Source organism: Prevotella koreensis, from assembly GCF_003977605.1.
Classification (GTDB): Bacteria; Bacteroidota; Bacteroidia; order Bacteroidales; family Bacteroidaceae; genus Prevotella; species Prevotella koreensis.
Genome location: NZ_RYYU01000001.1, coordinates 103,310 through 127,164 on the forward strand (window position 1 = coordinate 103,310; position 23,855 = coordinate 127,164).

Consider the following 23,855-nt stretch of genomic DNA (forward strand, 5'->3'; position numbering starts at 1 on the left):
AATTTCGCCCAATTTGGGTTTCTCAACTTCCTATTTCAGAGAGTTCGAGCCACCTTAAACTTTTCTCATCTATTTCTTCTTTCAGTTTAGGCAGCCGTATGCTTTTGGCGGTGAGTTCTTCTACGCTGAGTGTTCCGCTGCATAGTTCTTCTTCCAGTTGCTGTTGCTCGGCCTCAAGTTTCTCTATGTCTTTTTCCAACTGTTGCATTTCAATTCGCTCTTTGTATGTCAGTCGGCGTGGCTTTTCAGGTTTTGAGGTCGCAGCATCGGTTTGGTTGTTCTTGGAGGGTGTCTTTTTCTTGCCATTGTTGCCTGCCTCCTCTTTACTTTGCAGTGCCGACCACTGCCGGTATTGGGTGTAATTGCCGGGGAAATCCTTTATGTCTCCCTCGCCCTTGAACACGAGCAGATGGTCAACAACCTTGTCCATGAAATAGCGGTCGTGGCTCACAACGATTACGCATCCCGGGAAATCTTGCAGGTATTCTTCAAGAATTTGCAAGGTTTGAATGTCGAGGTCGTTGGTGGGTTCGTCGAGAACGAGGAAGTTTGGGTTGCGCATCAATACCGTACAGAGATAGAGTTTTCGTCGCTCGCCGCCGGATAGTTTATACACATAGTTGTGTTGTTGTTCCGGTGAGAAGAGGAAATGTTGCAGAAATTGCGATGCCGTGAGGTGTCGCCCGCTTCCGAGGTCTATGTATTCGGCAATATCGGTTACCACGTCTATCACTTTCTGCTGCTCGTTGAATTGCAGTCCTTCTTGCGAGAAATAGCCGAATCGTACCGTGTCGCCGATGTCGAAGCGCCCGCTATCCGGCTGTTCGGTTCCCAAGAGCATTTTTATGAATGTGCTCTTGCCGGTTCCGTTGTTGCCAATGATGCCCATCTTCTCGAAACGTGCGAAGTTATAGTAGAAATCCTTTAGTATCGTGATTTGTGCCTGCGTGTCTGCATTGAATGCCTTTGACACGTATTGACATTCAAAAATCTTGCTGCCGATATATACGTTAGAGCGTTTCAGTCGCATCTGTCTTTCCTCTATTCGCTGCTTTGCCACCTTTTCAAGGTCAACGAAAGCCTCTTCGCGATAGCGTGCTTTGTGTCCGCGAGCCTGCGGTTGGCGGCGCATCCATTCCAATTCGCGGCGATATAGGTTGTTCGCCCGTGCTATCTCCGCTCGTTTGTTGTCTATTCGTTCCTGCCGTTTATCGAGATAGTAACTATAGTTGCCACGATATGTATATATTGTCTGGTCGTCAAGTTCCATTATGATATTGCACACGCGGTCGAGGAAAAAGCGGTCGTGTGTCACCATAAGCAACGTTTTGTTGCCGCGATTAAGAAAGCCTTCGAGCCATTCTATCATGTCAAGGTCAAGGTGGTTGGTAGGCTCGTCGAGTATCAGGAGGTCGGGCTCGGTTATCAGTATATTAGCAAGAGCCACGCGTTTCTGCTGTCCGCCACTGAGTTCCCGCATCGGTTGGTCGAGATTCTTTATCTTCAGTTGCGTGAGAATCTGTTTTGCTTTCAGCACTCTCTCCTCTTCGCCGTTATGATTGAAGCATGCATCGAGTACGCTTTCATCCGGATCGAAGTGTGGCGACTGGTCGAGATAACCCACGCGCAGGTCGCGACGGAATATTATATCTCCGCTGTCGTATCCCTCCTCACCATTGATTATTGACAGCAGCGTGCTCTTTCCTGTGCCGTTCTTTGCTATAAGTCCCACGCGCTGTCCTTCGGCAATGCTCATGTTGAGGTTTTCGAAGAGCAGCAGTTCTCCGAAAGACTTTGTGAGATTTTGTATGTCGAGATAAGGGATTGATGCCAATTTATGTCGATTTATTATGATGTCTTACCGGTTATTCTTGCGAGTTGTTCTTTATCTCCTCGTTGATACTCTCTATATAGTCGAGTATCTCTTCGCGTCCGTATGCCTTTTCGGCACTTGATATGAAGTAGGGTGGTAGTATGTCCCATGTGTCTTCGAGTTTCGACATATATGCTTCGGCCTGCTGTTTCATTTTCGATTGTGCCAGTTTGTCTCCCTTTGTAAAGACGATGGCGAACGGAATTTCGCTTTTGCCGAGCCAGTCTATGAACTCACGGTCAATCTGTTGCGGGTCGTGACGTATGTCTATGAGTACGAATACGTTGGTGAGTTGTTTGCGCTGTAGTATGTATGAAGAAATCATCTGCTGAAGTTTGTCGCGCTGTGTCTTCGACCTCTTCGCATATCCGTAGCCGGGCAGGTCAACGATATACCATTCGTTGTTGATTATGAAATGGTTGATGAGCAGCGTCTTTCCGGGTGTTGCGGAAGTCTTTGCCAGCCCTTTATGATTGCATAGCATGTTTATAAGGCTCGATTTCCCCACATTACTGCGTCCTATAAAAGCATATTCCGGCTTCGTGTCTTTTGGACATTGGCTAAGTGTGGCACTGCTTATGCTGAATTCCGATTTGTTTATTTTCATATTATTTTTGCTGCAAAGATACGAAAAATATTGTAATCTTTTTGCATTCCGCTTATTTTAAACTAACTTTGCACATTAAAAGACAAGACCATGACTCAGCAATACCCATCAATGCTGCTTGAAAAGGCGGTAAGTGAGGTGTCGAAACTGCCGGGAATAGGTAGGAAGACGGCTCTCCGACTCGTGCTCCACTTGCTGAGGCAAGATGACAGCGCGGTGGATGAACTTACCGTGGCATTGACCCGACTGAAGCATGAGGTGCGGCATTGCAATGTTTGTCATAACATCAGCGATACCGACGTTTGTCCGATATGTTCGGACAGCAGGCGCGACAGCACTACAATCTGTGTGGTGGAAAACATACAGGACGTTATGGCAATAGAGAATACACAGCAGTATCGTGGGCTTTACCATGTGCTTGGAGGTATTATATCACCGATAGATGGCATCGGACCGAGCGATATTGAAGTGGAATCGCTCGTAAGACGCGTAGCAGAAGGCAATGTGAATGAGGTGATAATGGCACTAAGCAGTACTATGGAGGGAGACACAACGGCTTTTTATGTGTTCCGAAAACTTGCCGATTATGACGTGAAGCAGAGCGTTATTGCACGGGGAATCAGTGTAGGGAACGAACTGGAATATACCGATGAAATAACCTTGGGGCGCAGTATTCTTGACAGAGTGCCTTATGGAGGTGCATGAATATTTAGATATGATAAAAACAACATATTGGCTTGCCATCATCATTTCGATACTTGTGGCAGTATTGTTTGAGACCGACACGTTGCTGCCGGGAGCGTTTGCCGACGAGGTGAATGTGCAGTTCGCTGTGGTAACATTGACAGAGTTGCTCACGGTTTGTGTCATTCCGCTTGCCGTACGACTATTTCGTTTCAAGAAAGTGCGCACCGCCATAAAAGAGGGAGGCTATCGAAGATGGGCTATGATACGTCTGCTGATGCTTGCCACGTTGCTAAATGCAAACACCATATTATATTATATATACATGAATGTTGCCTTTGGATATATGGCAATAATTATGCTCATATCGATGGTTTTCGTCTATCCTTCGGAATCGAGGATGAAAAGAGAAATGACAATAGAGGAATGAAACTGACGGTAGTAATAGTAAGTTATAACGTTAGGCATTATCTGGAACAATGCCTCAATAGTCTTCAACGTGCTTTGCATGGCCTTGAGGCAGAAGTGTATGTCGTGGATAATCATTCCAAGGACGATACCGTGGAGAAGATTTCACGCTCTTTCCCTGATGTAAACCTTGTGGCAAGCAACCATAACTTGGGCTTTGCGAGGGCAAATAACATTGCCATAAGGCAGACCGAGAGCGAGTATGTTCTTCTGCTTAACCCCGATACTTTTGTAGGTGAAGATGTTATCGCAGAATGTTTGCGCTTTATGGACGAACATAAAGATGCCGGGGCGTTGGGAGTAAGAATGCTCGACAGTTACGGCGATGTGGCAATGGAAAGTCGTCGCGGAGTGCCTACGCCGATGACTGCTTTCTATAAAATGGTTGGTCTGTGCAAAAGGTTTCCAAAAAGCCGAATATATGGTAAGTACTATATGAGTTATCTGCCTTGGGACAAGCCGGTGGAGATAGAGGTGGTGAGTGGTGCTTTCTGTATGCTTCGCCGCGAAGCACTTGACAAGGCCGGACTGCTTGACGAAGATTTTTTCATGTATGGAGAAGACATCGATTTGAGTTGCAGGCTGCTTAAAGCCGGTTTCCGTAACTGGTATTATCCTATCGACATACTTCACTATAAGGGCGAAAGCACGCAGAAGAGCAGTTTCAGATATGTGCATGTGTTTTACGAGGCGATGTTTATATTCTTCCGTAAACACTACGGCAACATGACTATGTTGCTCAGCATACCAATAAGGGCTGCGATACTCTTCAAGGCATCTATGGCCACTATTTCATTGGGATGTGGAAGACTGCGCAAGACGCTCGGATTCTATAAGGCACGTGAGCGTTATCCCGACTATGTGTTTATTGGTAGGGAAGGAGCGATAAAGAATTGTCGTCGCATATCTCGCAAACTCGGACTTACTGCGCGTTTTTATACGGCAGACAGCAGAACCATGCCGGAAGGACATAACTCGCTGAAAGAAGTTTGCGACTTGAATACTCCTACATACGTTGTATATGATATAGATGCTTATTCGTATGGGGAAATACTGAAGATATTTGGCAGTAACCCGATGAAAAACCTGACTATCGGAACGTTTGAGGCAAAGAGCAATAGAATAATAACCTTAAATGAGGTTCTCGCATGAAAATCGATAAAATTGCTTTGAGGGCAATGGAGCCGGAAGACTTGGAGGAACTTTATGCTATAGAGAACGACCGTAGTATATGGGATGTTGGTTCGACAAACGTACCTTATTCGCGTTATGCCTTGCATGAATATATTGCAAATGCCACTAACGACATCTATGCGGACAAGCAGTTGCGACTTATAATAGAAACAAACGGAGGCGGTGTTGCAGGAATAGTGGACTTGTTTCATTACGACCCTCGGCATAGTCGTGCAGAGGTAGGTATCGTGGTAAAGACTGATTTGCGAAAAATGGGAATTGCAAAAGAAGCCTTGTCGGAATTGCATCGCTATGCTGCCGATGTGCTTGGGATTTTCCAATTATATGCCATTGTGGGAGTGTCTAACAAACATTCGCAGAGGCTCTTCAACAAACTTGGTTATGAGCCTACTGCAATCCTCAAACAGTGGCTATCTGTTGGGAATGATTATCAAGATGCAATATTGTTGCAAAAAAAAATAAAAAAATAGTCCAATGATTTGGAAAATAAAAAAAAATACCATACCTTTGCATCCGCAATCTTAAAAGGGGCATTTGATTGGTGCGTTAGTTCAGCCTGGTTAGAATGCCTGCCTGTCACGCAGGAGGTCACGGGTTCGAGTCCCGTACGCACCGCAGAGAGTTGCTTCTCTCCCCTTGTAAGATTGTAAGAAAACGCATTGGTGCGTTAGTTCAGCCTGGTTAGAATGCCTGCCTGTCACGCAGGAGGTCACGGGTTCGAGTCCCGTACGCACCGCAGAGAGTCACTTTGAAAGAGTGACTCTTTTTTATTGTTTGTGGAAATATGAAACTTGCGCTTCCGGTTTCGGCTCAACGGATAATTGACTATTGTTTTATATTATTGAATATTCTATAAGCACAAAAAAGGTTAAAAGGTGGATTTTCTTACGCTAAACACGATGATTTAAGAAATAAATTACTAACTTTGCAGCCGCTAAAATGGGTAAGTCCTGCACGGCCAGCTCCCTTCGAATCCTCCAGGACGGGAACGTAGCAAAGGTAGTTGGTTGTAGCGGCGCGATGCAGATAGCTTGCCCACCCGCCTCTTTAGCTCAGTTGGCCAGAGCACGTGATTTGTAATCTCGGGGTCGTTGGTTCGAATCCGACAAGAGGCTCAAAATAAAATTAAAGGTTAAAAGTTAAGTGTGCATATATTATTTGTCATTAACTTTTAACCTTTAAGATTTTTATGTGTGTTTTAATTTGTGCATAAAGATATTATTCGTATCTTTGCAGTAGTCAAGAGTGTGGCGGATTATAGCAATGTTTGACACTAACGAAAAGAATAAAGTATTTAGAAAGAACTATTAAAACATATAAATTATGAGTAATTTCAATACATTGGCACAGTTACGTCGAAGTCATCGTAAATTTACTGAAGAAGAAATCTCGGCAGAAGATGTGAGATTGATTCTTAGGGCGGCTCTTATGTCACCAACCAGTAAGGGTAGGAGAGACTGGCAGTTTGTTGTTGTTGATGACAAGATTGACATAGAGAAAATTGCAGATGCAAAAAGTAACGGTTCGTTGTTTGTTAAAGATGCTCCACTTGTTGTTGTTGTTTTGGGAGATCCGTTGGCAAACGACTGTTGGATAGAGGATGCTTCTATTGCCGCTATTTCAATGCAATATCAGGCAGAAGATCTTGGTCTTGGCTCATGCTGGGTTCAAATGCGTGGGCGCGGACTTAGTGATGGTACAAGTGCTGATGTAGTAATACGCGGTATTCTTGACATCCCGGAGAATTTGTCGTGCCTCTGTGTTCTTGCTTTCGGTCATAAGGCAGATGATAGAAAGCCACAGAATGAAGACCGATTGAAGTGGGAAAATGTGCATGTCGGGCGATATTGAGCGCATCGTAATCGTTGGTGCAGGCAACCTTGCGACAAACCTTGGAGAGGCTTTGTCGCGATGTGGTAGGAATGTAGAACAAGTGTTCAGTTACACCGAAGCATCGGCAAAGGCTTTGGCAGAAAGGCTTAATTGTGGCTTTACCATATCGCTTGACGAGATTGTTTCCGGTGCCGACTTATATATTGTTTCGGTGAAGGACAGTGTGCTACATTCGGTTCTTACTGAAGTTGTGAAGAAAGTCGGAGATGGTGTTGTGGTACATACTGCCGGAAGTGTTCCGATGAGTGTTTTCGGCAACACTAATGTTCGGCATGGAGTATTTTATCCGATGCAGACTTTCAGTAAGCAGAAAGTTGTAGATTTCAATGAAATATCAATTTTTGTTGAGGCTTCGGATGAAGATACTTGTAAGATACTTGAGGCCTTTTCACGTGAACTCACAGAAAAGGTATATCGACTTGATTCCGACAAGCGTTGCTATCTGCATCTTGCAGCCGTTTTCGCTTGTAATTTTGCCAACCATTGTTTTGCGCTGTCAGATAAAATCCTTCATGCTCACAATATTCCGTTCAGCGTGATGTTACCTCTTATAAAAGAAACAGTAGGTAAACTTGATGCTCTTTCTCCGAATAATGCACAAACCGGACCGGCTGCCAGAAGAGATACCGAAGTGATGAGAAAGCATGCAGAACTTATCGGTGACCAAATGACGAGGGATATTTACGAATTGATGAGTAAAAGTATAATGCGAATTGACGGTTGATAATTTGTATTTTTCGATATTGAAATGATAAACTACGATTTAAGTAAGATAAAAACAATAGTTTTCGATCTTGATGGAGTGCTGAGTTCCGAAACAATACCTCTACACCCTGATGGTGAACCAATGAGGACGGTGAATATAAAAGATGGTTACTCAATACAACTTTCACAGAAGATGGGGGTTCGTATAGCAATAATAACAGGTGCTAACACCGATTCGGTAAGACTTAGATATGAGCGTTTGGGCGTTAATGATATTTATATGAAATGTGCCGTGAAGGTAAAGACCTACGAGGAGTTTAAGGAGCGTTACGGCTATTCCGATGAGGAAATACTTTTCATGGGCGATGATATTCCCGACCTTGAGGTGTTGCGCCGGTGCGGTTGTCCGTGCTGTCCTGCCGATGCTTGTGCGGAAGTTAAACAAGCCTGCATATATATCAGTGACAGACGTGGAGGTCATGGTTGTGGTAGAGATGTTATTGAACAGGTGTTAAGGGCGCAAGGCAAATGGCTTAGTGATGCTCGTGCATTTGGATGGTAGGTTTTTACAATTGTCAATTATCGAGTATGAAAATAATATTGGCATCAGGCAGTCCGAGGAGAAAAGAACTGCTTTCCGGTCTCGGTCTTGATTTCGAGGTAAGACTGTTGTCTGGAATAGATGAAAGTTATCCCGAAGGTTTGCCTACTGATAGGATAGCGGAGTATATAGCACGTAGTAAGTCTGCGGCTTATGTCGGAAATATTTCCGATGATGAACTTGTAATCACGGCAGATACCATTGTTGTGGTTGATGACAAGGTACTTGGAAAACCTGTTGATGCCGATGATGCACGTTCGATGTTGAGAATGCTAAGTGGGCGAACACATCAGGTCATAACGGGTGTGTGCTTGACGACTAAAGTCCAAGAGCGTAGTTTCTCAGTTGAGACGGATGTGACATTTAAGAAACTCTCTTCGTGGGAGATAGACTATTACATTGATAATTACAAGCCATTCGATAAAGCCGGAGCATACGGTATTCAAGAATGGATAGGCCTTGTAGGTGTGGAGTCTATTAATGGAAGTTATTTTAATGTAATGGGGCTTCCTGTGCAACGTATTTATAATGAACTGTCGTCATTCCAAAACTCAAGATAACGACGTGCGACATCTATGTGGTCATGATGACGACGTACATATTCGATACTTTCACGTTTCATTCGCGGAATCTTATCTTTATTTGCAAGCAGCCATTCGAGTTGTTCCACAACGCTGTCATAAAATGGTTTGACGTTTATGATAGGGCGCAGTTCTTTTTCATTAAGAATCTCATAATTTTCAGGTTCTCCTCCTCCTATGCAAATTATTCCCTTACTCATTGCCAGTAGCGAGTTCATGCTTGGTGTGTAGGAGTATAGTTGGTCAAGTATAGCATCGCTTCCATCCATCAACCGTTGATATTCACAGAAAGGCAATCCTTCTGCTTTCATTATCTCCATTTCATTAGGGTGGCGACTTGCGACATCAATTGCTGCTTTCAGCATAATGTCAGTTCCTTTATATTCGCTTCTTCCTCGACTTATACCGATAAATATTTTTACTTTTCCCTCGTGTGGGATCATGTCCGGTATCTTTGTGCTATTTGTTTTTATTGGAAGAGGTATGAATCTTGTTTTGTCTGGAAATATTGGTTTATAGATGGCATAATATTCGTATAGCCCTGCCACAATTCCGTTGCAGTCTTTGGCAATCATGCGGTTCAGTTTTTCTTTCGGAGTTCCAATCCAGTCTTTACGCTCTTTCACGGCATCCGCATTTGTTCTAATGTGCTCACCAATGTTGAAGTCACTGTATTTCAATGGCATCTGCTCAGAGTTTATCTTTGTCCAATAATAGTCCATGCCGAATGCTCCCATGAAAACCTTACCATTACGACGTTTCAGTTGTTTATAGAAAGGAGCAATGCGTTGTGCTTTCAATTCGAAGAATATAGGGTTTATCAGTTGAACGACATCAAAGTTGCTCATACGTGGCATAATGGATAGAATCTTTGCAAAAAGACTTATTCCGCCTATTTTTCCCGGTTTGCGTTCAAGGTCTATGTCGCGCGGATAGTCTTTCCAAAAGTCACCGTTGCTCGCCACAACAACTTCGTTGCCAAGCGCCCTTAATCCCTCGGCAAGTGTTGCGTGTACGTTGCTGTATTCTCCCAACAATAGTATTCTCATCTTTCGCGTTTCAATAGCGGTAGCAGTAAAAGCAATAAGTTCTTTCCTGTTTCTGATTTTACCAATCTGCTAAACAAACGATATTTCCATGTGTAGTTTTCCTGTGGGAGTGGATAAAGTCCATGCTTTTTCATATTTCCTATTCGTTTGTTCAGTTGGTGTTTTGAACGGGTTAATATTATGGTGTTGTAAATATAATCCATTGTCAGTTGTGCCACTCTGCGACGTAATGCAGCCGAATCTTGTATCGGTAAAGTGCCGGCAAGGTGGTATAGGTTGAATATGACATGCTCTGCATCGGCAAGTCTTTTAGCGAGTTTTCGCTTTCCCTTACCATGAGTTACCGAGGTGTGGTTTGGTCTATAGTAATAGGCACAAGTATCTGTTGCATACAGGCGTTCTGCACTAAGTATAAGTTGCGGTGTGAACTCCTCGTCTTCTCCGAACTCAACTCCCGGTGTGAATTTAAGGTCGGCGAGAATCCTGCGGCTGAAAACGTAACTGCATACCGATGCCTTTATATTGTTTCGGCGCATGTATTCGTCTCCGCTTACAGGTCCTTCAAAGAGATAAGGCGTGTCTATGTCGTCGTCTTTATTTGTAAAATTGAATAATACTATGTCGGGGTCGTTGAACCTTACTATGTCGAGGCAATGTTCATATCCTGCCTGAATAAGTTTGTCGTCTCCGTCTATAAACTGTATGTATTTTCCACTCGCTATTTTTATTCCCATGTTACGAGCCGCACTGACACCATTGTTTGGTTGCCATAGGTAGATTATTCGGTCTCGCATTTCTTCTATTTGTGCAAGTGCACTCTCGTCCGAACCATCATCGATAAGTATTATTTCAATCTCTCTATTGTTTAGAGACAGGTCAATAATACTTTGCAGACATTCCTTGAGTAATGTTTCGGGTAGATTGTATGTCGTGACGATGAAACTCACGAGTGGCGTTTGTTCCTTGACATAAATATTCTTCGGCATTGTTATTATCTTTTGTCGTTTGCAAAGTTACGACTTTGATTTGAAAAATAACGTTTTTCTTTGGAAATATTTGCTATTTTCCGATAATGTGGAAATTTGATTGGGCAATGTGTCCTAAATGCTTAGGTATAATGCGATTTTTTTGAAAATATCACCTTGGTTTTAAGAAATAATGTCATGTTTTTAGGTTATATATAAAAAAATGACATGCAGTGTAATAAACCTACGGTTTTTACGTTAATAAATTCAGACTATGGAGGGCAAGAAGGGCAGTTATCATCATATATTGAAATATACCGGCATTTTTGGCGGTATACAAATAATCAATATACTTTTTGCTCTTATACGTAACAAGTTTGTTGCGTTGATACTCGGCCCTGAAGGAATGGGACTTGTTTCGCTTTTCAATTCCACCGTGAAACTTATTTCCGACTCTACCAATTTCGGAATTCAAATTAGTGCCGTTAAGAATATTTCTGAGGCTTATAGTAAGAAAAATAAGCAGGAGGTAGAGAAAAATATAGTTGTTGTAAGGTCGTGGAGTATTCTTGTGGCATTGTTGGGTGTATTCGTATGTATGATTGCCGGTCCGCTTGTGGATAATGTGGCTTTCAGTTGGGGTGACCACACACTACATTTCATATTGCTCTCGCCGATAGTTGGCATGACGGCAATTACAGGTGGTGAAACTGCGATATTGAAAGGAACGCAGCAGTTGCGCGGGCTTGCTGCTATTTCTTCATTAAATATATTGCTTGCGCTTATAACGACTATACCTATATATTATATATGGGGTGAAGTTGCCATTATTCCTTCGCTTGTGATAGTGGCAGTGATACAGATGTTGCTCACCATCAGGTATTCGCTTAGGTTTTATCCATTGAAGTTTGATTTCTCAAAGGCAACGCTGGGTGAGGGTGCAGGTATGATAAAACTCGGTATCGCTTTTGTAGTGGCGGGAATAATGGGTAGCGGTATGGACTTTGCCATACGTTCCATGCTCAATAACTATGGTGCTCTTGATACAGTAGGACTATATAATGCGGGATATGTAATAACGCTGACATACGCAGGTATGGTATTCTCTGCAATGGAGTCTGATTATTTTCCAAGACTTTCGGCAATAACTTGCGATAAGGCTGCTCGGAACATTGCCATAAATAATCAGATAGAGGTATTACTGTTGCTAATATCGCCTATGATAGCGGCATTCATAGTATTCATGCCAATTATTGTTCCTCTCCTGCTTAGTTCCAAGTTCGTTCCATCTATCGGTATGATGCAGATAATGGTGCTTTCGCTATATTGCAGGGCTATTGTTTTGCCAATGCAATATCTTCCGCTCTCTCGTGGCGATTCACGTTCGTATCTTTTACTCGAAGCAGTTTATGACATACTATTATTCGCAGCCACGGCATTGCTTTATGGACGTTACGGACTTACTGGAGCAGGTATTGCCGTTACCATAGTCGGAATAGTTGATGTTTTTTTCACCATATTCTATCTACGAATAAGATATTCTTATGTTTTCAGCAATAGAATACTTAAATTTCTCATGGTTCAGACACCGCTCGGAGTGTGTGCATTTGTTCTGACATTTTTCTCGCAAGGTTGGTTATATTGGCTTACCGGTACGTTCATATTCATTGTCAGTGCACTCTTTTCTTTCCTTGTACTTAGACGTAATAGCCACTTGTGGGAAAGTTTACGTGAAAAGTTCTTGAAGAAATTCAAACCGCAAATTAAAAAGAAACATGGCAAAAGTTAGTATTCTTGTTGCGGTGTATAATGGCGAGCCAACTTTAAAAAGATGCCTTGATTCGCTAATAGCACAGACCCATGTAGATATTGAGGTATTGTGTGTAGACGATTGTTCCACAGATGCTTCTGTGTCGGTACTTGAAGACTATTCTCATCGTGACGATAGGATAAAAGTATTCCGACAGAGTGAGAACAAGGGGCAGGCAGTGGCAAGAAATAGAGGACTCGCAGAGGCTTCGGGAGAATACGTATGTTTTCTTGATTGCGACGACAGGCTATCTGCAGATGCTTTGGAGAGTGCCGTAAGCGTATTTGAAAGACATTCGTCAACAGATTGTGTGTTGCTGAAAGTAAAAATGGTAGATGGAACGGCAGAGAAAGATTATCCTATGACTCACTTTGAGGTGATGACCGGTTATGAGGCATTTTTGGCATCGCTTACATGGGAAATACATGGTTGCTATGTCACTCGGGCTGCATTGCACAAGCAATATCCCTATGATGATACTTGTCGTTCATACAGCGACGATAATACCACACGCATACATTATTATCATTCGCGAGAGGTGAGATGTTGTGAGGGTATATATTATTATTATAAAAACGAATTGTCTGTAACGCACAAACCGAGTGTAAGACGATTTGATTATCTAAAGGCCAATGAGTCTATGAAAAGACAACTCATCTCTTTCGGTGTTGATGAAGAGGTTATGAAGATTTATGAAAGAGTGAGATGGCTTGTGGTTGTGGATACTTATATGTTCTATTTTTTGAACCGTAATAAACTTTCGGTAGAAGATGCGACCTTCGGTCTGAATGAAATAAGGCGTGTGTGGACTACAATAGAGACGGACAAGATAGAGCCTTCGCTAAAGAAAAAGTTTGGATATATGCCTCTGCGATTCTCATGGAAGATGTTCCGACTACAAGAAGAAATATATTTCACTTTGAAGAAACTTATCGGCAGAATTTGAAAAATGTCAGATAAAACTTTGCGGTTAGACAATAAAGTGCTAATTTTGCGGTTGAAATGACACTGATAATTGCAGCCATACTGATTTTGAGTTATCTTTTGATAGCTACGGCAAACCTTACAAAAGTCAATAAGACGGCGATTGCCATCTTTGCAGCAGCGGTAGGGTGGGTGTTGTATATCTGTTTCGGAACCGATTTCGTAATGAGTAGGCATCCTTCCGAATACACAGATTTTCTTGGAGGAGCAGTACCTACAAGTTCTGCCGTGAAGCACTATATTGCACAGAATATTTTCTTGAAATATGTGGGGAGAGGTGCAGAAATAGTATTGTTCTTGCTTTCCACAATGACGATAGTGGAGATTTTGAACAACAATGGTTGTTTTGATTTCCTTACAGAAATGATGCGTACACGCAGCAGCAAAAAACTGCTATGGATGATGACCGGCATAACGTTCTTGGTGTCTGCAAATCTTGATAATATAACCACAACGACAATGATGCTGGTGGTGATGCACGGATTGATACCAAATCGTCGTCATCGAATGATATACGGCTGCGCCATAGTGCTCGCGGCAAACTGCGGTGGGGCACTGACGGTGATAGGCGATCCTACAGGGTTGCTATTGTGGAATAATGGTGCTGTAACAGCCTCGCGCTTCTCCGCTTCGTTGGCTATCCCTTGTGTCGTTTCGTGTGCACTTCCTGTTCTTGTTCTTAGCAGAATTCTTCCTGAAAGGGTAGATGTGGAATGGTCGCTTCCGTACAGAGGCGATGATACCAATCTGTCAAGGTGGCAACGTATTATGATGCTTTTCGTGGGAATCGGTGGACTTTGGTTTATTCCGACATTCCATAATATAACTAAGTTAAGTCCGTTCCTCGGTGCCCTTTGCGTACTTTCGCTTTTGTGGGTTGTGAACGAGATCGTTAACCGTAAACTTATGGATGTGGATAAAATGATTCAGCGCAGAATGCCGCGGGTGCTTCAATACGGTGTAATCCAGATGATGCTTTTCGTTATGGGTATGATGCTTGCCGTGGGAGTAGTTTATGAGACAGGAGCCGTAGATTGGCTTGCGCGTAATATTGACTATCATGTCCATAATATTTGGATACTTGGGGCTCTGTCGGCGGCAATGAGCAGTATCGTTGATTCGTTTGCTACATCATTGAGTTTTATATCATTATATCCGATTGTTGATGTAGAATCAACAATGAAATGGGCTGATGCGGGGTATATGATGTCATTCGCACAAAATGGAAATTATTGGAAAATAATAGCATATAGTACTGCGATAGGTGGAAACTTCATGCTAACAGGTTCACTCAGCGGATTGGCGTTGATGAAAATGGAACGCATACACGTAGGGTGGTATCTGAAGAATGTAGGTTGGGTTTCGGTTATTGCATGGTTTATTGGCATAGCTTTTATTTCTATGATGTCGTTGTAGTATTATTGTAAAAAGGAAAATATGAGTAGGATAAGAACTGTCGGCGTATTGACATCAGGTGGAGATGCGCCGGGAATGAATGCTGCAATACGTGCTGTGACGCGTGCAGGCATATATAATGGATTTAACATAAAGGGTATTTATCGTGGCTGGGACGGTCTTATAAATGGAGAGATACGGGATTTCACGACAGAGAATGTTTCAGGTATTATAATGATGGGTGGTACAATCCTTAAAACTGCACGCTCGAATGAGTTTATGAAACCGGAAGGAAGAAAGAAGGCTTACGAGAATATGCAGAAAGAAGGCATTGATGCACTTGTCGTGATAGGTGGTAATGGTTCTCTGACCGGTGCGCGTGTCTTTGCAGAAGAATATGATGTGTGCTGTATAGGACTGCCTGGCACTATCGACAATGACCTTTATGGAACAGACTCTACGATAGGATATGACACAACTATGAATACAATCATGGAATGTGTTGACCGCATAAGAGATACGGCACAGAGCCACGAACGTATTTTCTTTATCGAGGTTATGGGACGAGATGCCGGATTCCTCGCACAGAATAGTGCCATAGCAAGTGGAGCAGAGGCTGCCATAATACCGGAGGACTCAACTGATGTAGACCAGTTGGCACGTTTCATGAAAAGAGGAATAAGGAAATCAAAGAAAAGTTGTATCGTCATTGTCTCGGAAAGTAAGAAATGTGGTGCGTTATATTATGCCGATAGGGTAAAAAAGGAATTTCCTGACTATGATGTACGTGTCTCGATACTCGGACATTTGCAGCGTGGTGGGCGACCTACGGCACACGACCGTGTCCTTGCTGCCCGTACAGGTGTTGGAGCAATAGAGGCAATATTGCAAGGACAGAGAAATGTTATGGTAGGTGTAAGATACAATGAAGTTGTTTACGTGCCGTTTAATGAGGCTATCAGAAGTGATAAGCCTTTTGACAAAAAACTGATAAAAGTTCTTGATGAATTGAGCATATAAAGCACTTTGTTTGTTGTAATCCGTAGTAAAAAACGGATAACAGATATTTTATAAGTGAAAAATTTGTCCAAGAAAAATTATTTAAGTAATTTTGCACCATTATTACTTGCTTAACTCTTAAAATAAATAATAAATATAAATTATGACACAAATCAAAGGGCGAATATCCCAGATTATTGGTCCTGTAATCGATGTGTATTTCGATACAGAGGGACTTGATGCCGAGAAAGTGTTGCCTAAAATCCACGAAGCATTGAAGATTACAAGGCCTGATGGTTCACCGCTCATTATCGAGGTGCAACAGCATATTGGTGAAGATACTGTCAGGTGTGTTGCTATGGACAACACCGATGGACTTCAAAGAGGATTAGATGTTGAGCCTATGGGCTCTCCAATCCTTATGCCGGCCGGCGATCAGATAAAGGGACGTATGCTCAACGTTATAGGACAACCTATAGACGGTATGAAGAACCTTGATATGGATGGTGCATATCCTATCCACCGCGAAGCACCAAAATTTGAAGAACTTTCTACTACAAAAGAAATGCTTGCCACCGGTATTAAGGTGATAGATCTTCTTGAACCTTACATGAAAGGTGGAAAGATTGGATTGTTCGGTGGTGCCGGTGTAGGAAAGACCGTGCTTATCATGGAACTTATCAACAATATCGCGAAAGGACATAACGGATATTCTGTTTTTGCTGGAGTGGGAGAACGTACTCGTGAGGGTAACGACCTGATTCGAGAAATGATAGAGTCTGGAGTTGTTCGCTATGGCGATAAGTTCAAGAAAGCAATGGACGAGGGAAAGTGGGACTTGTCGCTTGTTGATCCGGAAGAATTGAAGAAGTCCCAGGCCACACTTGTTTATGGCCAGATGAACGAACCACCCGGAGCACGTGCTTCTGTTGCACTCTCCGGTCTTACCGTTGCAGAGGAGTTCCGTGATAATGGTGGTAAGGATGGTGCTGCTGCCGACATATTGTTCTTTATCGACAATATCTTCCGTTTTACACAGGCAGGTTCAGAGGTTTCTGCGCTTCTCGGGCGTATGCCTTCAGCCGTTGGTTATCAGCCAACTTTGGCAAGTGAAATGGGTACGATGCAGGAGCGAATCACTTCTACTAAGAAAGGCTCAATTACTTCTGTGCAGGCAGTTTATGTACCGGCAGACGACTTGACCGACCCGGCTCCCGCAACTACATTTACGCACCTGGATGCAACAACGGAACTTTCTCGTAAAATTACAGAACTTGGTATATATCCTGCCGTTGATCCTCTTGGCTCTACAAGCCGTATTCTCGACCCGTTGATTGTTGGAAAGGCTCACTATGAGTGTGCACAACGAGTAAAGCAAATTCTTCAGAAGTATAATGAACTTCAAGATATTATTGCAATTCTTGGTATGGACGAATTGTCTGATGAAGACAAACTTACCGTTAATCGTGCTCGTCGTGTTCAACGTTTCCTTTCTCAGCCATTTACTGTCGCTGAGCAGTTCACCGGTGTAAAAGGTGTAATGGTTAGCATTGAGGACACCATCAGAGGCTTCAATATGATTCTTGACGGAGAGGTTGATAACTTGCCGGAGCAGGCATTCCTCAATGTTGGTACAATTGAAGACGCTATAGAGAAGGGTAAGAAACTTATGGAAGCTGCCAAAGGATAGTCTTTGTGTATTTAGGTTTAAAAAGTTTAAAGGAAAAGATTAATATTGATGCTTAAACTTAAAATCGTTTCACCGGAAAAGGTGGAATATGACGGTGATATAGAGAGCGTGAAGGTACCGGGCACGGCCGGAGAATTTGAAATTCTTATAAACCATGCCCCCATCATCTCGTCTTTGGAACGCGGAACCGTTACATACATTGGCTCTGAAGGTAGTAAGAGTATTGACATTGAAGGTGGTTTCGTTTCTGTAAAGAAGAACGTGGTCAATATCTGCATAGAAATATGATGGACGTTGACAAAGTTGCCAAACGTTATGTTGGAATAGGGGCTTTAATTGTTATAGCCCTTACGATGATAGGGATATTTATATCTTCATTTCGTCCTGAGTGGGACATGATTGCTCCGGTATGGGTTAGTGCAGGATTTTCTGTATTTTTCCTTATATCATTTGCTTTCTTGTGGAGATGGATAATAAAAAGTAACAGAGAGTCTCTGACAACTCTTTACTCTGTCGTTTCGGGATTACGCATGGTTATGGCACTTTTCACTCTGTTCATATGCTTCTTGGTGGTTGGTAGGGATGCAATGCTCCCATATGTATCGGTATTTATGGTTTATTATCTTGTAATGATTGGCTATCATACCGTTTATTTTTCAAAAATCACTAACCGGCAATAAATCTTTTCAAATTAACAACTATATTAATATATAATAAATGAATCACGTCAAGTCTATTTTGCTCATTTTGGCTGTTGCACTATTGCCCTTGAATCTCTTTGCTGAAGAAAAGGAATCGGCAATAGACATTCCGGAGATTGTGCTTCATCACATGTCTGATGCATACGAGTGGCATATAGCCGGACATGTAAGCATTCCTTTACCAATCATTGTAAAAGGTGAAAATGAATGGTTCTTTGGCACATCAAAAGGAATTGAGCAACACAAAACTCTGTTTTTTGATGAGTCTCATCACGGAAAGATATATGAGAAAATGTCTGACGGAAGTGTTAAACGTCCGCTTGACTTAAGCATGACCAAGACTGTATGTCAGATTTGGATTGTTGCAATTATTCTTATTGTATTGTTCCTCACTATCGCTAAATGGTACAAGAAACGTGATTGTACAAGTGAAGCACCACGTGGTTTCATAGGTGCAATGGAAATGCTCGTAATGACAATCCACGATGATGTTATAAAGGGATGCGTTGGTGAGAAGCATTATAAGAAATATGCTCCATATCTGCTTACCGTGTTCTTTTTCATCCTTGTAACCAACTTGCTCGGATTGATACCGATATTCCCCGGTGGAGCAAATGTTACGGGAAATATCAATATAACTTTCTTCCTTGCAATTTGCACAATGTTGCTTGTCAATATTTTCGGAAGTAAGGAGTATTGGAAAGAAATATTATGGCCGGAAGTACCTTTCTTCTTGAAGGCCTATCCGGTGCCACTGATACCCATAATAGAGGTGGTGGGAATATTCACAAAGCCTTTCGCGCTCATGGTTCGTCTCTTTGCCAATATGATGGCAGGTCATGCCATAATCTTGAGTTTCACATGTGTGATATTCCTTGGTTGGACATTAGGAGTGGGCATGGGTATCGGACTGAATATTTTCAGTGCATTGATGCTTTTATTTATGAATTGTGTGGAATTGCTTGTTGCTTTCGTACAGGCATACGTGTTCACATTGCTCTCTTCGGTATTCATCGGATTGGCACATCCGCAACATCATGGTTCGTAATGGCCAATTAGTGGATTCGATTATTTAAAGATAAAACAAAAATATTTATTAATAACAATTTAAAATTTAAGATTATGATTTCATTATTATTAGCAGCAGAAGGACTTGGCGCATTAGGTTGCAGTCTTGGTGCAGGTATCGCAACAATTGGTGCAGGTATGGGTATTGGTAAGATTGGTAGCAGCGCAATGGATGCTATCGCTCGCCAGCCAGAAGCAACAAGCAAGATTCAAACAAACATGATTCTTACATCTGCATTCATTGAGGGTGTTGCTCTGTTTGCTGTGGTTGCTTGTGCATTCCTTATTAAATAAGGCCTGATGCTTTGAGGTCTGTGAATACCGATTCATCGGCCTCAACAAGTGAAACCTTAATATTATTAATCTCAACAACAACTAATTGTAAATGGATTTTCAGAATTTGCCATCCATACTCACACCGGATTTGGGATTACTCTTCTGGATGCTTTTGGCATTTCTTGTAATCTTCTATTTCTTGACAAGATACGGATTCCCTGTTATTACCAAGATGGTAGAAGAACGCAAGGCTTATATTGATGAAAGCCTTCGTAAGGCACACGATGCCAACGAGAAACTTGCCAACATACAGCAAGAGGGAGAGACTTTGCTGAAAGAGGCACGTGAGCGTCAGGCACAGATTCTTTCTGAGGCTGCTGCTACTCGTGATGCAATTATTGAGCAAGCCCAAACAAAGGCTCGTGATGAAGGTACACGCATTATTTCTGAGGCTAAGGCGCAGATTGAGGCAGAGAAAATGAGTGCCATAAGTGACATTCGAAAACAGGTTGCCGAAATCAGTGTTTCTGTTGCCGAAAAAGTATTGCGTGAACGTCTTTCCGGCGAAGCAGAGCAGATGAAGTATGTTGATAAGTTGCTGGATGAGTTGTCTTATAATGCTAAATAATTGTAGGATATGGATATAGGTGTCATTTCGGTTCGCTATGCGCGTGCTTTATTGAAGAGTTCTGTGCAGACAGGGTGCGACGAAAAGGTGTATCAAGATATGGCTACGTTGACAAAGTCTTTTGTTGAGGTACCGAAACTACGTCATACCATAAACAACCCTACTTTGAGCCAAGAAAAAAAGAAGCAACTGCTTATTACCGCATGCGGAGCAGATATTAATCCGCTCACACGTCGCTTCGTGGAATTGGTTATTAAGGAGGGTAGGGAGACGGTTATTATGTTCATCGCTTCGTCCTATATAACACTATATCGCAAGCAGAAGAACATTATTCATGGCAAACTCATCACCGCTACTACCGTAAGTCCTGCAACTGAGCAAAAAATGAAGCAAATCGTTCAGAACAAAACAAAGGGCACGGTGGAATTTCTCGCCGAGGTGACCCCCGATATAATCGGTGGTTTCATTCTTGAGTACGACACTTACAGAATGGATGCATCTGTGCAATCACAATTGCGCGACATCTTGAAAACGCTGAAATAAATAAAGAATAATGGATAAGATAAAACCAAGCGAAATATCAGAGGTATTGCTTAGGCAACTTAACGATATAGGTTCCGGACAAGACTTTGAAGAAGTGGGAACGGTGCTTACCGTCAGTGATGGTGTGGCACGTATCTACGGACTACGTAATGCAGAGGCTAACGAATTGCTTGAGTTCGAAAATGGCACAATGGCCATTGTGATGAACTTGGAGGAAGACAACGTTGGTTGTGTGTTGCTTGGTCCTACTGCCGGCATAAAAGAAGGACAGGTGGTGAAGCGTACAAAACGTATTGCTTCTATCCGCGTCAATGACAATATGCTTGGACGTGTTATAAACCCGCTCGGTCAACCAATAGATGGTAATGGAGACATCGACCTTACCAACTCATTCGAAATGCCTCTTGACCGTAAAGCGCCCGGTGTGATTTACCGCCAGCCGGTAAAGGAGCCGCTGCAAACGGGTCTAAAGGCTGTTGACTCAATGATTCCTATTGGTCGCGGACAGCGCGAGTTGATTATTGGTGACCGTCAGACAGGAAAGACAGCCATTGCTGTTGATACCATCATCAACCAGAAGAGTTTCTATGATGCCGGAAAACCGGTATATTGTATTTATGTTGCGATAGGACAGAAAGCATCTACCGTTGCTGCTCTTGTTGCAAACTTGAAAGAGCACGGTGCGTTGCCATATACCATCATCGTGTCTGCTACGGCTGCCGACCCTGCTGCCATGCAGTATTATGCTCCATTTGCAGGTGCTGCTATTGGTGAGTATTTCCGCGACCGTGGCGAGAGTGCCCTCGTTGTATATGATGACCTTTCAAAACAGGCTGTAGCATATCGTGAGGTGTCACTGATTCTTCGCCGTCCGTCAGGACGTGAGGCCTATCCCGGTGACGTGTTCTACCTGCATAGCCGTTTGCTCGAACGTGCTGCACGCATAAATGACCAGAACGAAGTGGCGGTGCAGATGAATGACCTGCCGAAGTGCATGAAAGGACATGTCAAAGGAGGTGGTTCTCTTACGGCGTTGCCAATCATTGAGACTCAAGCAGGTGACGTGTCAGCATATATTCCGACCAACGTGATTTCTATTACCGATGGTCAGATTTATCTTGAGACCGACCTCTTCAACCAAGGCTTCCGACCGGCTATCAACGTTGGTATCTCTGTGAGTCGTGTGGGAGGTTCTGCACAGATAAAGTCAATGAAGAAGGTTGCCGGAACATTGAAGATTGATCAGGCGCAGTATCGAGAACTTGAGGCTTTCTCAAAGTTCTCAAGCGACATGGATGCCGTTACTGCAATGACTCTTGACCGAGGTCGTAAGAACAACCAGTTGTTAATCCAGCCACAATATAGCCCGATGCCGGTAGGCGAACAGGTTGCGATACTTTATTGTGGAACACATGGCCTGATGTCAGACGTTCCTGTAGAAAAGGTACGTGAATGTCAGAATACGTTCCTTGACAAGATGCGCTCTGCACATCCTGAGGTTATTGCAACATTAGGAAGTGGTAAGATTGACGATACTGTTACAGGTATCATCGAATCAACAATGGCAGACATCGCCGAAACATACAAAAAGTAATAGTTTATGCCGTCACTGAAAGAGATAAAAGGTCGAATAGCAAGTGTAAATAGTACTCGTAAGATAACGAGTGCCATGAAGATGGTTGCTTCTTCAAAATTGCATCACGCACAGGTTGCAATAGAGAACATGCTGCCATACGAGGAGATGCTTGAGCATATCTTGAAGACTTTCCTTGCTTCCGATGCTGATGTGCGTAGCATATATGTGGCGGAACGTCCTGTTAAGCGAGTGGCATTGATAGTTTATTCAAGCAATTCTTCTTTATGTGGTGGCTTTAATGCCAATATCATAAAAGAGATGCAGAAGGCTCTTGAGGATTATGAGGATCTTGGCAAGGAGAACATTGTGGTTTATCCGATAGGAAGGAAAGTGGCCGAGAAAGTGAAGAAGCTCGGATACAATATTGCCGGCAACTACAATAATCTTGCCGACAAACCTAATGCACAAGGTTGTCGTGATATAGCCGTAGAACTCGGAGGAATGTATAGTAGAGGAGAGATAGACCGCGTGGAAATGATATACCATCATTTCAAGAGCGCAGGTTCACAGATACTTACTCGTAAAACATTCTTGCCGATTGATATTGAGAGTGAACTCACTGCCGACAAGGAGCGTGATTTGAAGTCGAAAGTCGCAACACGTGAAGCCGTAGAATATCTGCGGCAACGCGATATTAATCAAGAGGCCAAAAAGCGTGAGAACGATGCTGCACCATTGAATGATAATTTCATTGTTGAGCCAGATCTTGATTCTGTGATGAACAAACTCATTCCGAAACTTGCCCACCTGATGCTTTACACAGCATTGCTCGACTCCATTGCTTCCGAACATGCTGCCCGTATGGTAGCGATGCAGACAGCAACCGACAATGCCGATGAGATTCTGCGTGATTTGAACTTGCAGTATAACAAGAGCAGACAGCAGGCTATTACAAGCGAATTGCTTGACATCGTAGGAGGTTCCGTAAATTAGGTGTAAATAATAAATATAAAGCCATATCTTGCCTTAAACGGCGTAGGTATGGCTTTTATTTTGTATATAAATTACGCGAGTTCGGGTTAAGAAAGTCCTTTTAAAAGTTGGTAATCTCGTTATTTTTTTGTAACTTTATAGTTTAAAATCAATAACTTACAAAATGACTAAGCGATGATTACCAAAGACAAAGTTACGGAAATCTTCTGTATTATTACGCGAGTTCGGGATAATTTTAGCATGAAAAGAGTTCCAACTGCCTTGATTTTTCTACATATACAGGCAGTGCCTCCGGCTTATTCTCAAAAAAACAATATGCAGTAAGGGCAGAACATAAGTTCATGATAAAGTTATGTATGGAACGGTGTCGTGAATGTACAAGGTTCGCTTTATTCTTTAGAAGTTCATTAATGCACTCGATGATGTACCTTTTTCTCAGCATGATCTTGTCCCATATAGGCATAAGTTTATTCTTCATTCTTGCTTTAAGTCCATGAACGAGTTGAATACCTTGACTGAACAGATTCTCGAAGAGTTCCTGCTTGATATATCCCCTGTCGGCGAAGACCTTT

26 protein-coding genes, 3 tRNA genes and 1 other RNA gene are annotated in these 23,855 nt (G+C 42.7%); 25 read left to right on the plus strand and 5 right to left on the minus strand.

The genetic code is table 11. The annotated features are described in order from the left end of the window. Positions 1–22: 22 nt before the first annotated feature. Both abc-f and yihA read right to left on the minus strand, forming a co-directional pair. On the minus strand, positions 23–1,834 hold the full coding sequence (gene abc-f / locus EHV08_RS00460; protein WP_126677494.1) for a ribosomal protection-like ABC-F family protein: 1,812 nt from the start codon (positions 1,832–1,834) through the stop codon (positions 23–25). A gap of 31 nt (positions 1,835–1,865) precedes the next feature. Then, a complete protein-coding gene (gene yihA / locus EHV08_RS00465; protein ID WP_126677495.1) occupies positions 1,866–2,480 on the minus strand; it encodes a ribosome biogenesis GTP-binding protein YihA/YsxC in 615 nt (204 codons plus the stop codon). 90 nt (positions 2,481–2,570) lie between these two features. Here yihA and recR point away from each other — a divergent pair, with 90 nt between their 5' ends. The 12 genes from recR to EHV08_RS00525 all read left to right on the plus strand — a co-directional run bounded on the left by recR (position 2,571) and on the right by EHV08_RS00525 (position 8,585). Further along, positions 2,571–3,185 carry a recombination mediator RecR gene (gene recR / locus EHV08_RS00470; protein WP_126677496.1) on the plus strand — a complete coding sequence of 205 codons (615 nt, stop codon included), beginning with the start codon at positions 2,571–2,573 and terminating at the stop codon, positions 3,183–3,185. Positions 3,186–3,195: 10 nt separating this feature from the next. Further along, entirely contained in the window at positions 3,196–3,594 is a 399-nt protein-coding gene (locus tag EHV08_RS00475; RefSeq protein WP_126677497.1) for a hypothetical protein, read from the plus strand. Next, positions 3,591–4,784, plus strand: coding sequence for a glycosyltransferase family 2 protein (locus EHV08_RS00480; protein ID WP_126677498.1), 1,194 nt, complete (start codon positions 3,591–3,593; stop codon positions 4,782–4,784). The genes EHV08_RS00475 and EHV08_RS00480 overlap by 4 nt, the downstream gene beginning before the upstream one ends. Then, the gene (locus tag EHV08_RS00485; RefSeq protein ID WP_126677499.1) at positions 4,781–5,296 is read left to right on the plus strand and encodes a GNAT family N-acetyltransferase; all 516 of its coding nucleotides are present in this window, start codon (positions 4,781–4,783) and stop codon (positions 5,294–5,296) included. The genes EHV08_RS00480 and EHV08_RS00485 overlap by 4 nt, the downstream gene beginning before the upstream one ends. Before the next feature lie 70 nt (positions 5,297–5,366). Then, a tRNA-Asp gene (locus tag EHV08_RS00490) sits at positions 5,367–5,441 on the plus strand. A 46-nt stretch (positions 5,442–5,487) separates the two neighbouring features. After that, a tRNA-Asp gene (locus EHV08_RS00495) sits at positions 5,488–5,562 on the plus strand. A 205-nt stretch (positions 5,563–5,767) separates the two neighbouring features. Beyond that, positions 5,768–5,866: signal recognition particle sRNA small type (gene ffs / locus EHV08_RS00500), an RNA gene on the plus strand. 1 nt (position 5,867) lies between these two features. After that, positions 5,868–5,941 (plus strand) — tRNA-Thr (locus EHV08_RS00505). A gap of 208 nt (positions 5,942–6,149) precedes the next feature. Next, positions 6,150–6,677 (plus strand): nitroreductase family protein, encoded by a 528-nt coding sequence (locus tag EHV08_RS00510; RefSeq protein ID WP_126677500.1) that lies wholly within the window; start codon positions 6,150–6,152, stop codon positions 6,675–6,677. Then, the gene (locus tag EHV08_RS00515) at positions 6,661–7,443 is read left to right on the plus strand and encodes a Rossmann-like and DUF2520 domain-containing protein (RefSeq protein ID WP_126677501.1); all 783 of its coding nucleotides are present in this window, start codon (positions 6,661–6,663) and stop codon (positions 7,441–7,443) included. The genes EHV08_RS00510 and EHV08_RS00515 overlap by 17 nt, the downstream gene beginning before the upstream one ends. Positions 7,444–7,467: 24 nt before the next feature. Further along, a complete protein-coding gene (locus EHV08_RS00520) occupies positions 7,468–7,986 on the plus strand; it encodes a KdsC family phosphatase (RefSeq protein WP_126677502.1) in 519 nt (172 codons plus the stop codon). A 26-nt stretch (positions 7,987–8,012) separates the two neighbouring features. Then, positions 8,013–8,585: a Maf-like protein gene (locus EHV08_RS00525; RefSeq protein ID WP_126677503.1), complete on the plus strand. Its 573-nt coding sequence runs from the start codon at positions 8,013–8,015 to the stop codon at positions 8,583–8,585. Here the strand turns inward: EHV08_RS00525 and EHV08_RS00530 are convergent. Both EHV08_RS00530 and EHV08_RS00535 read right to left on the minus strand, forming a co-directional pair. Beyond that, positions 8,549–9,655 (minus strand): glycosyltransferase family protein, encoded by a 1,107-nt coding sequence (locus EHV08_RS00530; RefSeq protein WP_126677504.1) that lies wholly within the window; start codon positions 9,653–9,655, stop codon positions 8,549–8,551. The two genes, EHV08_RS00525 and EHV08_RS00530, sit on opposite strands and share 37 nt — an antisense overlap. Continuing rightward, positions 9,652–10,641, minus strand: a complete 990-nt coding sequence (locus EHV08_RS00535) for a glycosyltransferase family 2 protein (protein WP_126677505.1) — start codon at positions 10,639–10,641, stop codon at positions 9,652–9,654. The genes EHV08_RS00530 and EHV08_RS00535 overlap by 4 nt, the downstream gene beginning before the upstream one ends. A 253-nt stretch (positions 10,642–10,894) precedes the next feature. Here EHV08_RS00535 and EHV08_RS00540 point away from each other — a divergent pair, with 253 nt between their 5' ends. From EHV08_RS00540 to EHV08_RS00600, 13 genes are all read left to right on the plus strand, one after another. Further along, on the plus strand, positions 10,895–12,409 hold the full coding sequence (locus EHV08_RS00540) for an oligosaccharide flippase family protein (RefSeq protein ID WP_126677506.1): 1,515 nt from the start codon (positions 10,895–10,897) through the stop codon (positions 12,407–12,409). Then, positions 12,396–13,376 carry a glycosyltransferase family 2 protein gene (locus EHV08_RS00545; protein ID WP_126677507.1) on the plus strand — a complete coding sequence of 327 codons (981 nt, stop codon included), beginning with the start codon at positions 12,396–12,398 and terminating at the stop codon, positions 13,374–13,376. The genes EHV08_RS00540 and EHV08_RS00545 overlap by 14 nt, the downstream gene beginning before the upstream one ends. A gap of 56 nt (positions 13,377–13,432) precedes the next feature. Next, positions 13,433–14,830, plus strand: a complete 1,398-nt coding sequence (locus EHV08_RS00550) for an SLC13 family permease (protein WP_126677508.1) — start codon at positions 13,433–13,435, stop codon at positions 14,828–14,830. 21 nt (positions 14,831–14,851) lie between these two features. Next, positions 14,852–15,829 (plus strand): 6-phosphofructokinase, encoded by a 978-nt coding sequence (gene pfkA / locus EHV08_RS00555; protein WP_126677509.1) that lies wholly within the window; start codon positions 14,852–14,854, stop codon positions 15,827–15,829. Between the two features lie 142 nt (positions 15,830–15,971). After that, positions 15,972–17,498, plus strand: coding sequence for a F0F1 ATP synthase subunit beta (gene atpD / locus EHV08_RS00560; RefSeq protein WP_126677510.1), 1,527 nt, complete (start codon positions 15,972–15,974; stop codon positions 17,496–17,498). 48 nt (positions 17,499–17,546) lie between these two features. After that, on the plus strand, positions 17,547–17,786 hold the full coding sequence (atpC, locus tag EHV08_RS00565; protein ID WP_126677511.1) for an ATP synthase F1 subunit epsilon: 240 nt from the start codon (positions 17,547–17,549) through the stop codon (positions 17,784–17,786). Further along, positions 17,783–18,178: a hypothetical protein gene (locus EHV08_RS00570; RefSeq protein WP_126677512.1), complete on the plus strand. Its 396-nt coding sequence runs from the start codon at positions 17,783–17,785 to the stop codon at positions 18,176–18,178. The genes atpC and EHV08_RS00570 overlap by 4 nt, the downstream gene beginning before the upstream one ends. Positions 18,179–18,215: 37 nt before the next feature. Further along, positions 18,216–19,247 carry a F0F1 ATP synthase subunit A gene (atpB, locus tag EHV08_RS00575; protein ID WP_126677513.1) on the plus strand — a complete coding sequence of 344 codons (1,032 nt, stop codon included), beginning with the start codon at positions 18,216–18,218 and terminating at the stop codon, positions 19,245–19,247. 71 nt (positions 19,248–19,318) lie between these two features. Next, complete coding sequence (gene atpE, locus EHV08_RS00580; protein WP_125234583.1) at positions 19,319–19,561, plus strand: ATP synthase F0 subunit C; 243 nt, start codon at positions 19,319–19,321, stop codon at positions 19,559–19,561. A 91-nt stretch (positions 19,562–19,652) separates the two neighbouring features. Further along, positions 19,653–20,171, plus strand: a complete 519-nt coding sequence (atpF, locus tag EHV08_RS00585) for a F0F1 ATP synthase subunit B (protein ID WP_126677514.1) — start codon at positions 19,653–19,655, stop codon at positions 20,169–20,171. Positions 20,172–20,180: 9 nt separating this feature from the next. Continuing rightward, a complete protein-coding gene (locus tag EHV08_RS00590) occupies positions 20,181–20,714 on the plus strand; it encodes a F0F1 ATP synthase subunit delta (RefSeq protein WP_126677515.1) in 534 nt (177 codons plus the stop codon). Positions 20,715–20,721: 7 nt separating this feature from the next. Beyond that, on the plus strand, positions 20,722–22,308 hold the full coding sequence (gene atpA / locus EHV08_RS00595) for a F0F1 ATP synthase subunit alpha (RefSeq protein ID WP_126677516.1): 1,587 nt from the start codon (positions 20,722–20,724) through the stop codon (positions 22,306–22,308). 6 nt (positions 22,309–22,314) lie between these two features. Further along, on the plus strand, positions 22,315–23,283 hold the full coding sequence (locus tag EHV08_RS00600; RefSeq protein WP_126677517.1) for a F0F1 ATP synthase subunit gamma: 969 nt from the start codon (positions 22,315–22,317) through the stop codon (positions 23,281–23,283). Between the two features lie 235 nt (positions 23,284–23,518). On the opposite strand, the gene EHV08_RS11575 is transcribed toward EHV08_RS00600, so the two are convergent. Next, positions 23,519–23,855 (minus strand): transposase (locus EHV08_RS11575; RefSeq protein WP_238987979.1); only part of this gene is annotated, 337 nt, incomplete at its 5' end.